Below are 10,602 nucleotides of genomic sequence, written 5' to 3'. Positions count from 1 at the left end.
GACGGACACGTGCTGCTATCTTATGTCGACCAGGCAATGGAGTTACTCGCGGCCGGTGAGAGACACGTGGCAGATTTGAAGCGGCTTAATCGCGGTGATGTTCGGATAGGTGCCAGTGACACCTTGTGTCGGCATTATCTTTTGCCAGTTTTAGAGGAATTTAATCGCGAATATCCTCACATACAACTGCACGTGACCAATCGAACGTCACGAGAAACCGTCGAGTTATTGGGAAGAGGACGGATTGACTTTGGAGTGGTTAATCTACCGGTTCCTATGACCGACCGGCTTACCGTCTATCAAGGCCCGTTACTGCGGGATTGCTTCGTCGTTGGTGAGCGTTATCGCGACTGGAGTCGCCACCGGAGGACCCTTGAGGAACTGACAGCGATGCCTTTACTGCTGCTAGAAAAAGGGAGTGTCACCCGCTCGCAAATAGATCAGTTTTTTTTGGCGCAGGGGTTAACCTTGACTCCGGAAATTGAACTAGGAAGCATTGATCTGCTGATCGAATTTGCGCGGATTGGATTAGGCGTTGCGGCGGTGGCCCGAAATTTTGTTGAAGACGAGATTGCATCGGAACGGCTCTTCGAAGTCCGAACCGATCCCGAGCCTTCACAACGGGCCATAGGGCTGGTGACGTCTAATACCGTACCACTCTCCCATGCGGCCGAAATTCTCTTGGAGCGATTACGGCATTTAGAATAGATTGGGGGCCGGATTAAAGCCTCGCGGGAATTATGGCGAAGGAGTACTACATGATATGATAGTTTAAATGGAATTGTCTGGAGGTAACGGTAGTGGATAATGGGGCGGACTTTCGGGATGTATTGGTGGGCGATATGTTTAGTGAAGTGAAACCCACTCGGGGTTTTGAGGAGATTGCCTTTCAAATTCAATCGGCGGTGTATTCGGGTAAACTCAAAATTGGCGACCGACTGCCGAACGAGCGAGAACTGGGTCAGGTATTTGGGGTGAGCCGCGCCACCTTGCGGGAAGCTTTTCGTTTATTGGAGGCGGTCGGAGTCCTTGAGGTACGCCGCGGTACGCGCGGGGGAGCTTTTATTATCGAGCCCCAGCCGGAGAGAGCCGGGATGTTGCTGGGGTCTTTCATCCATTTCCGGGATGCTACCTCAGCCGACCTTACCGAATTTCGTGAGACCTTTGAGGCGGAAACCGCTTATTGGGCGGCCAAAAGAGCGACCAAGGACGAATGCGAGCGGCTCGAAAAACTGGTCTCCGCGTTGGAAGCGCTTCCTGATACCGGGTCGTGGGATCGTTTTGTCGATTTGGATTTGCAGTTTCATTTGGCGGTGGCGGAGGCTTCCAAAAATCAAATTCGGGTAGCGATTATGCTGGGGATCCATGAGGTGTTTAGAAAAAGTTCCCTTGCTATTGCCACACTCGATGGCCCACAGTGGCGTAATCAGCAGGTCCAAGAAGTTCGAGCGCTCTTGCAAGCTATCGAGGAGCAACGTGCTGGCGATGCACGCCAACTGATGCGCCAACATGTGCTATCGAATGTCACTAAGCCTCGCGAATAATCAAGCTATTGCATTTTGCGAAAAAGCGGACTATGGTTTTCTAAATGGTCAAACCATTTATCCGTTACGAGGTGGGAGAAGATGCAGGAGCGTTTGATGCCGGAGGACTTTTCCTGGATTCGAGAACCAGAGTTGCCGAGAGTTAATGCGTTAGGCAATGCTGTGCTCTATAGTGTGCAATATTTTGATGATGACGGGACAAGACGCCGTCAAATTGTTCTTGCAGATCTTAATGGCCACAAAGTGACCTTGGCTTTGGATAGCGATCCTCACCATCCGACGTGGTCATCCGATTGCGACGTGTTTGCCTATGCCACGTCGCCCGACGCGAACGGGTACTCGACTGTGCACGTGCTAAGATTAGATTTGTCCTCTGACGAGTGCTACCTGGTGGCAGGTGACGTGGATACCATCGAGTTTTCGCCGGATGGGAGCTCTTTAGTGGTAGGCTTTTTAGAGGCGGACCCGCATGTTGCGGGTCCGCGTGTAATGACGCACTTGCGATACCACTATAATGGTCGGGGATTTATCGGAGATAGAAAATGGCAAGTGTCGATCATTGACCGGAAAAGTGGAGAGATTACGCGAATCAGCGATCCAAACTTCCATCATTTTAGTCCTACGTGGTCTCCTGACGGGACGACCTTGGCGCTCGTCACCACGCGTCGTTCGGATTGGGATTTGGAATGGGTTTGGGATGTCTATACGGTTCACGTGCGATCACATCGGTGGACGTGCGTGACGCGCTTTGACGGGGTGTCGCTCTATCCCACCTGGGCTCCCACAGGGGACCGGATCGCGTTCTTACATAACCATTCGGGGACGACTGGCAGTACCCATGATTATCATGTGTGCGAAGCCAGTCGAGATGATGGGGAGTACCACGTGTCTTGTTTGAGTCACGAGCTGGATCGCGGTGCGGCCTTAGTGCACGAGCCTCCAGAGCCGTTAGGTGGGCGCCCCATCTATGACTCTTCGGGAGAGACGCTCTATTGGGTGGTCAACGATCGAGGAGTGTATGTGACGCTTGCGATGTCCCATGAGGGAGAATCTCATGTTGTGCAAAGGCATCGCGGATGGCCGTCGCCCTCGCCCGATGGATTGGTCTGGGCTCAGCTGGTCTTTGGCACCGACGGGCCACCCGACGTTAGCTTATGGCATGTGGCGCGGGCGACAGAATTGATGCGCTGGGATGAGAACCCTCTTATGCAGCAAAAAGCGCTGTGTCGAGAGCCCAGTGTATTTCACTTTTGGTCGGATGGGCATGAAGTCGATGCTTGGTTGTGGAACGTCGCACCCATTTCTGAAGCCGCTCCCGTATTAGTTCACTTTCACGGAGGGCCGCATGGAAGTTTTGGACCGTACTTTTCCATGACCCAACAAATCTTGGCATCGAACGGCTATTGTGTGGCGGCGCTCAATTATCGTGGTAGTGCGGGGTTTGGGCAAGAATTTGCCGACCTGGTTCATGGGAATTGGGGGCCACAAGAGGGCGAAGACGCGGTTCGGCTCATTGAGGCGCTCGCGAAGGAGCGTGGCATCGACCCGTCTCAGATAGGGGTGTTTGGTCCGAGCTATGGGGGCTTCATGACCCAGTGGATGATTACCCATTATCCTGAAAAGATACGCCGTGCCGTCGCCATATCGACCGTGTCTCATTTGATGACCTCCGCCTATGGCATTGACCACTGGGAATCTTTAGCCAGTGACCAGGGAGGTGGACCGGAAGAACGTCCCGACTACTATCGGGAGCATTCGCCTGTCTTGGCGGCGTCGCACATCCAAACCCCTTTGTTGCTGCTTCATGGAGAGGACGACATGACCTGCCCGCTCATCGAAGCGGAAATGATGTTTGTGGCATTGCGATGGCAGAAAAAACCGGTCGAATGGGTTCGCTATCAGGGCGAATCGCATAGCTTTCACCGGACCGGTCGCTTGGATACTTTGGTTGATGTGCATCAGCGTTTGTTGGCCTGGTTTCAGTGCTGACATGTCTCCCCTTAAGGAATATCTTCCATGGGAGAAAAATTTATTGTCGTGAGGAGTGGGAAGCGAGATGAGAGAAGCTCTACGCCGTTTTCAAGAGGTATTACGCCATAGTGAACTTGACGCCGTGATTATTGCCGCACCTGAAGAGCTAAGTTCTACCAATCTTCGCTACTTAAGTGGATTCACCGGTTCCTCTGCCTACCTTTTCATTACGGAGACGCGTGCCTATATCATTACCGATTTTCGTTATTGGGATCAGGCGACCCACGAGTGTCCTGATTATGAGGTGATGCGGTCCATCAAACCGCTTACTGACACCTTGAAAGAACTCGCGTTAAGTGAGCATGTGACGCATATGGCCTTTGAATCCGAAAAAGTGCCCTATGACATGTGGAAGCTATGGGAGGGATCCGTTCCGGTGGTCTGGCACCCATTGCAACGGCAGGTCGAAACCTTGCGCTTGGTCAAGGGTCCAGAAGAAATCGCGGCCATCCGCGAGGCCGCCAGGATTGCTGGGGAGTCCTTGATGGAAGTTCTTCCTGATGCTCCAGGACAGACAGAAATTCAACTTGCGCTAAATCTCGAACTGGAGATGCGACGTCGCGGAGCGGAATCCCTAGGGTTTGCGACCATCGTCGGATCGGGGGAGCGCGGGGCCCTGCCGCATGCCCATCCAACCGACAAAGTGATTCAAACGGGAGAGTTAGTGACGATTGATTTTGGTGGTCAGGTCAATGGCTACAAATCCGATGAGACCATTACCGTAGCCGTCGGCCAGGTGTCGGAGGAATTGCGACACATTTGGGAAATTGTTGCTGAAGCGCAAAAGAGAGGCATTGAGACGGTGAAGCCGGGTGCCACGAGTCGCGAAGTCGATACCGCCGTTCGCTCCTATATCACCGAGCAAGGCTATGGCAAGCAGTTTGGTCATGGTACTGGGCATGGAGTTGGGCTAGACATCCATGAAGATCCGTTTGCTTCGCAGTCCCCGAAGCAGGAACAGGTGCTGGAGCCAGGCATGACCATTACTGTGGAGCCAGGCATCTATATTGCGGGGTTAGGTGGCGCGAGACTAGAAGATACCTTAGTGGTGACGGAGAGCGGATGCGAACGGCTCACGATTGTGCCCAAGCACTTTCAAATCTTGGGGTAGGGCGAATTGGAGCATGGAACTGGAGATCGAGGATAATTTACGTCGTAGTACGTTCTGTCTCGTGGGAGGATTATAATGACAGGTGTCTCCTGATCGCGCTTCGGGCTTAGACCCTGTGCATCGCGTCAGGAGGCCTTCTTCAAGGGGGGCGGCGGTCTGGCTCCCCCCTCCCCTCGGCTTGTGTGGTTGGCAATGTGGCTACAAAAATCCACAATCCTCTCTTGTTGTTCGCGATAGGCAGTGTTAGAATCTTAGAAATGGTCATACCATTTAACAAATGGAGAATGACAACGAAAGGGGTCGTACAGTGATGGTGCGTTTTGGAGGCGTCTATGTCGCTATTATTACGCCGTTTGGCGAAGATTTTGAAATAGACTTAGATAAGTTGCGTGAGCATACCTCGTGGTTAATTGATTCGGGTGTGGGAGGCATTGTGGCCACGGGGTCCTGCGGGGAATATGCGTCGCTTGAGAGTATCGAGCGTGAGCAGGTCATCCGCGCTTTGGCGGATGAATGTCAGGGTCGGGTGCCGTTGGTGGTAGGTGTGGCGGCCCCTTCGTCGCGCGCGGTCGCCCATTGGGCAGAACTAGCGCGCGAGGTGAAGGCGTCTGGTCTCATGGCACTCCCTCCGGTTTTGTATAAACCTACTTGGGGTGAAGTGAGAGCCCATTATGCCATGTTAAACGAGTTTGAACTGCCGATTATTGTCTACAATAATCCCCATGATACAGCAGTGGATATTACCCCGGAGCTCTTAGCGGAACTTACGCGCGAATACCGCCATGTAGTAGCGGTCAAAGAGTTTTCTGGAGACGTACGCAGGATCTCTGCGATAAGGGAACTCACCGATATTGAAATTGTGGCGGGAACTGACGACCTTTTGGTCGAGAGTATTCTCGCAGGCGCGACGGGATGGATTGCCGGGATGGCGAACATCGTGCCACGCGAATCTGTAAAATTGTATGACCTAGCAATGAATGGTCAAATGGATGAGGCGTGGGCCTTGTATCACAAATTGCTACCATTATTGCGGTACGATTCGACAGCACGTCTAGTACAGACGATCAAATATGGATTAAATTCGATCGGGCGCGGGATTGGACCCACCCGTCCTCCGCGTCTCGAGCTTGATGCCAAGGATGCGGCGGTGATCCGGCAGGTTGTCGAAAGTCTCTGATGTCTCGTGACCGGTGATGGGAGGGCGTAAGGTGAACCATAAGCTCCGAGTGATTGTTATAGGGGCGGGAGTGATCGGAGCGGCAACCGCCTATTACCTGTCAGGAGATGAGGTGACGCTGACCCTCGTTGATGCCGGGGATATTGGTGGAGGGACATCGTCTCGTTGTGATGGCAATGTTCTGGCCATCGATAAGGATCCGGGATTTGACAGTCAAATGGCACTGAAGAGCCAAGAGCTATTGCATCAATTAGCGGAGAGACTAGGGTTTTTCGAATACCGACGGCCTGGAAGTTATTTAGTGTGTGACAATGATGAAGAGGTAGAAATGGCCCGAGAATGGGTCTCTCAACAAAGAGCCCACGGCTTACCCTTTGTATTCTTAGACCAAAACGAAATTCATCAGCATCTCCCCGATATTGCTGGCGATGTTCCGGGCGGCCTCTTTTGCGGATCAGATTCGACCTTGAACCCGCTTCTCTATACCCAGCAGTTGGTGAAACATGCGCGAGATGCGGGAGCGGTGGTTCGCCCGCACCAGCCAGTAGCGGAAGTGATGGTGCAATCAGGAAGGGTGTGTGGCGTCCGCTTTCGTTCGGGAGAAGAGCTCTTGGCCGATCGGGTGGTGGTAACAGCGGGGGTGTTTACTCCGCAATTACTACAACCGCTAGGCATTCACGTGCCCATTCGACCCCGCAAGGGACAACTTTTAGTGTCCGCCAAGGGGCCTTTTTTTGGTGATGCGAAAGTGATGGAGTTTGGCTATTTAATGAGTAAATTTGGCAGGCAGCGAATTGCGCCGTCTGATGCCATCGAATACGGGGTTGCGCTGGTCTACGAACCGACTCTCAGTCATAATTTCCTGCTGGGCTCCAGCCGTCAGTTTGTCGGATTCGATACTGAGCCAGATATTGAGGTCTCTAAAGCGATCGCGCGGCGTGCGCTACGGTTTTATCCTGGGATGAAGAGCGCTACGTTGATGCGTTCGTATGCGGGACTACGCCCATGGACACCCGATCATTTTCCCGTTGTCTCTTTTGTAGAAGATGTACCGGGTCTCTTCATCGCGGCGGGTCACGAGGGCGACGGCATTGGCCTTGCCGCTGTTACAGGACACTTAGTAGCAGACATGCTTCTCGGGCGTGTCCCGATTATCGATCCGGGGATGTTAACATGGAATCGACAGTCATTGCAGGAGGTCTCGGTGCCATGAAACGAGAGGGGGAGGTCGTGTGAGTGAGGAGAAGTTCGATGATTCCCGAGTTGTCTGTCGATGCGAAGGGCTCACCTGGGGCAGCATTCAAGAAGCGATGGCGGACTTTCATCCCACGTCTCTGCGACAATTAAAGCTGTTGACGCGGTGGGGGATGGGACTCTGTCAAGGCCGTATCTGCCGTCCATTGATGGCGATAACCGAGTTCAGCGAATCGACGTCCACCGACCTACAACTGGCAGCGCGCCCTCCGCATAAGCCGTTAGCCATGGCAGCCTTTATTGGCGTGCCAGAGGATAGAACCCATGAATAACGGTCGTGTCAGGACAAAAGGTGTCGAGGACAAACCCGTGGTGTCCTTCATTTTTGAGGGCCAGTCGGTTGACGGGCTTTTAGGGGAACCGGTGGCGATGAGCTTATGGGCGCTCGGCTATCGCAGTTTTGGATGGAATGAGGAAACCGGCAAGCCGCGCTCCCTCTATTGCGGCATTGGACATTGCTTTGAATGCCGGATGACAATTAACGGTCAGCGCGATGTGCGCAGTTGCCTGTCAGTGGTCCGAGAAGGGATTACTGTTGAACGTCAGTTGCCGCCTCCACCCTTAGATCCGCGCGATGGGATGAGTAAGCTATGATGCCTAAAGCGGTGGACGTACTTATTATTGGCGCTGGTCCGGCGGGACTTGCCGCCTCGTTAGAGTTAAATCGGCGGTCCGTGAGGACCGTGATAGTGGATGAGTATCCGACTCCTGGGGGGAGACTGCTCGGGCAGCTCTATGAAGTGCATGGACGTGGGTGGAATGGCCGCCAGGTGGCGGAACAATTCATGCACGACATTGACGAATTGGGACAAGCCGAGTGGTTGATGGGCACTTCGGTGGTGGGAATACAGAAAGCCGATCAACATTTTCGTGTGACGCTTACCTCAGGTGTCATGATTGCTAAGGTGGTATTGGTCGCGACGGGTGCCACGGAAGTTCCGCTCATGGTAGCGGATTGGACACTCCCTGGGGTGATGAGCGTGGGTGCGGCTCAGGTAATGGCCAATGTGCACGGGGTTAAGCCAGGTGAAAGAGGCATTATCATCGGGGGCGGTCCCTTGGCGTTCACGGTCGCTCAAGAACTCCAATGGCTTGGCATTCCGGTGTCTGCCATTGTCATGGCTCCCGCACCTCCGAATCAGGGACTCAAGGACAGTCTGGACGAGCAATGGCAGTCTTTGACGTCATTGCTTCACTTGGCGCCAGCGTGGCTCAGGGCAGCGAAGTTTTTGCTCAGAGACGAGCGAAGCCGGGCTCACATTATGGCGAGGGCTCCTCGTCGTGGCATAGCGGTGTCCGGAACGCGCCTTTATCCCCATGTCGTGGCGACGGCTATTCACGGTACAGACCAAGTCGAGTCCGTCGCGGTTCGACGGATTGGGTCTCGGGGCACCTGGGTGGGACCTGAAGAGCACATCAAAGTGGACTTTGTTGCCATTTCTGGAGGACTTCGCCCGATCCCTGACCTATTTCAGGCGGCAGGTGCCGCCATACAGTATAGCCGGGGAGGATTATTTGATATACCCCTTTTCGGACCGTTTGGAGAGACGACCGTGCCTGGGCTTTATGCTGCCGGGAATGCGCTGGGAATCGAAGGAGCGTTAGTTGCCCTGGCTCAAGGACGCGCTGCGGCCCATGGAATGTACCATTTTCTGCGCGGGATCCACGGGCCGAGTGCAGACGATGAGGCGCAGGCTTTAACGGCGATCGGTCACGCGAGGGCGGATACGCCGCTGGTCTTTAGCCATCGATGGGCCGAAGTACAACAACAGGCTCAGGTAGCGTGGGAGCATCACCGAAGGGAGAGAGAGGATGCGTTTTAAGCATGTGTTTCAGACCATCGAAACGCATACCGGGGGAAATCCGACCCGTACCATCGTAGGCGGGATTCCCACCATTCATGGCAGCACCATGATGGAGAAAGTGGCGTTTTTTCGTACCCATTACGATTTCATTCGTACCGCGCTGATGTATGAACCACGAGGCCATGGTGTGATGTCAGGATGTATATTGACTGAGCCGGTTCACCCAGAAGCCGATTTGGGGGTTATTTATATTGAAGTAGGAGGATATCTCCCCATGTGTGGCCACGATACCATCGGGCTGGTGACGGCTCTTATCGAAACTGGGAGAGTGGCCGCCGAAGAGCCGACAACATCACTGGTTCTGGACACGCCATCGGGGATAGTGCGGACAACGGCGCAGGTGGAAAATGGGCGCGTGCTATCCGTGAGTTTCGAAAATGTGCCCGCCTTTCTCTATGCCCAAGATCTCAGCATAGTTGTGGCTGGTCTGGGCGAGGTCGTGATGGATGTGGCCTGGGGAGGGAACTTCTACGGGATTATCGAAGCCCAATCGCTGGGTTTGCCGCTTGATCGCCAACATGCCCGAACGGCCATTAAGTGGGCGCGACAGATCCGCGAGGCGGTGAATGAGCGAACGGTGATTCAACATCCCGAGTTGCCCGAGGTATGTGGGTTGACGCACATCGAGTACTATGGAGAGCCGACGCGCCGAGACGCCGATATTAAAAACATGGTAATTGTGCCTCCTGGGGGCGTCGACCGATCTCCCTGTGGCACCGGCACCTCGGCTAAAGCCGCCACCTTATGGTCTCGAGGACAGTTGGCCATAGGCGAGTCCTTTGTCCATGAGAGTATCACTGGATCCATATTTGAAGCCACATTGATTGCACCGACCCGTGTGGCGTCATACCCGGCGGTGGTGGTGCGCGTGACGGGTTCTGCGGCAATTTATGGGGAATCCACCTTTGTGATAGAGGAAAACGATCTGTTATATCAAGGATTTTTGTTGCCATAAGGGAGGTGTGCTTAGTGCATGTGAGAGAGATTATTGAAACCTGCGACCTACATACCGCTGGAGAGCCCGTGAGGGTCATTACATCGGGTTTGCCGCCCATCCTTGGAGAGACAGTGTTAGCGAAACGTGACTATCTCTTAGCACATCTCGATCACTATCGGCAACGGCTAATGCGCGAACCATGGGGACATCAGGACATGTACGGATGTCTCTTGGTGGAGCCCGACCGTGAGGATAGCCAGTACGGTCTGATATTTATGCATAACCAGGGCTACAGCACAGCCTGCGGGCATGCAACCTTGGCAGTGGCTAAAATGCTGGCGGAAACGGGACGTGTGATTGATGATGCTTCGCTGGATGTGGTGATTCGTTTGGATGCCCCGTCAGGGCAGTTGATCGCCCATGTGCTGCGCTCTCATGGGGAAGTCGATGACGTCTGGTTTGAAAATGTCCCATCCTATGCGGTGGTCATAAATCATGAAATAGTGGTCAGAGGGCAGCGCTTAAGAGTCGATGTGGGATTTGGCGGGGCGTATTATGCCGTGATTGATAGTCGGCAACTAGGCATACCGGTTAAGGTCGATCAGATTGACGCATTTGTGGAATGGGCTCACGATGTGGTCCAAGTGATCCGCTCGACGTCTTGGGTAACCCATCCGCTAGAG

11 protein-coding genes are annotated in these 10,602 nt (G+C 53.9%); all 11 read left to right on the top strand.

The window, feature by feature from the left end:
• The coding region (locus tag ACOJWD_RS04120) for a LysR family transcriptional regulator substrate-binding protein (RefSeq protein ID WP_486991956.1) at window positions 1–708 on the top strand (708 nt) is incomplete at its 5' end.
• Between the two features lie 92 nt (window positions 709–800).
• Complete coding sequence (locus tag ACOJWD_RS04115) at window positions 801–1,544, top strand: FadR/GntR family transcriptional regulator (protein WP_486991955.1); 744 nt, start codon at window positions 801–803, stop codon at window positions 1,542–1,544.
• An 81-nt stretch (window positions 1,545–1,625) separates the two neighbouring features.
• Complete coding sequence (locus tag ACOJWD_RS04110; RefSeq protein WP_486991954.1) at window positions 1,626–3,533, top strand: S9 family peptidase; 1,908 nt, start codon at window positions 1,626–1,628, stop codon at window positions 3,531–3,533.
• 67 nt (window positions 3,534–3,600) lie between these two features.
• Complete coding sequence (locus ACOJWD_RS04105; protein ID WP_486991953.1) at window positions 3,601–4,686, top strand: M24 family metallopeptidase; 1,086 nt, start codon at window positions 3,601–3,603, stop codon at window positions 4,684–4,686.
• Between the two features lie 310 nt (window positions 4,687–4,996).
• Complete coding sequence (locus ACOJWD_RS04100) at window positions 4,997–5,863, top strand: dihydrodipicolinate synthase family protein (protein ID WP_486991952.1); 867 nt, start codon at window positions 4,997–4,999, stop codon at window positions 5,861–5,863.
• A 31-nt stretch (window positions 5,864–5,894) separates the two neighbouring features.
• Window positions 5,895–7,076, top strand: coding sequence for an NAD(P)/FAD-dependent oxidoreductase (locus ACOJWD_RS04095; RefSeq protein ID WP_486991951.1), 1,182 nt, complete (start codon window positions 5,895–5,897; stop codon window positions 7,074–7,076).
• 19 nt (window positions 7,077–7,095) lie between these two features.
• A complete protein-coding gene (locus ACOJWD_RS04090) occupies window positions 7,096–7,389 on the top strand; it encodes a (2Fe-2S)-binding protein (protein WP_486991950.1) in 294 nt (97 codons plus the stop codon).
• Window positions 7,382–7,711 (top strand): (2Fe-2S)-binding protein, encoded by a 330-nt coding sequence (locus ACOJWD_RS04085; protein ID WP_486991949.1) that lies wholly within the window; start codon window positions 7,382–7,384, stop codon window positions 7,709–7,711. The genes ACOJWD_RS04090 and ACOJWD_RS04085 overlap by 8 nt, the downstream gene beginning before the upstream one ends.
• On the top strand, window positions 7,708–8,940 hold the full coding sequence (locus ACOJWD_RS04080) for an NAD(P)/FAD-dependent oxidoreductase (RefSeq protein ID WP_486991948.1): 1,233 nt from the start codon (window positions 7,708–7,710) through the stop codon (window positions 8,938–8,940). The genes ACOJWD_RS04085 and ACOJWD_RS04080 overlap by 4 nt, the downstream gene beginning before the upstream one ends.
• Window positions 8,930–9,937, top strand: a complete 1,008-nt coding sequence (locus tag ACOJWD_RS04075; protein ID WP_486991947.1) for a proline racemase family protein — start codon at window positions 8,930–8,932, stop codon at window positions 9,935–9,937. The genes ACOJWD_RS04080 and ACOJWD_RS04075 overlap by 11 nt, the downstream gene beginning before the upstream one ends.
• Window positions 9,938–9,951: 14 nt before the next feature.
• The coding region (locus ACOJWD_RS04070) for a proline racemase family protein (protein WP_486991946.1) at window positions 9,952–10,602 on the top strand (651 nt) is incomplete at its 3' end.

It is taken from the genome of Sulfobacillus sp. TH-112 (assembly GCF_057473405.1).
The sequence above is the reverse complement of the archived record's forward strand: the minus strand, read 5'-3'. Positions and strand labels throughout refer to the sequence as shown.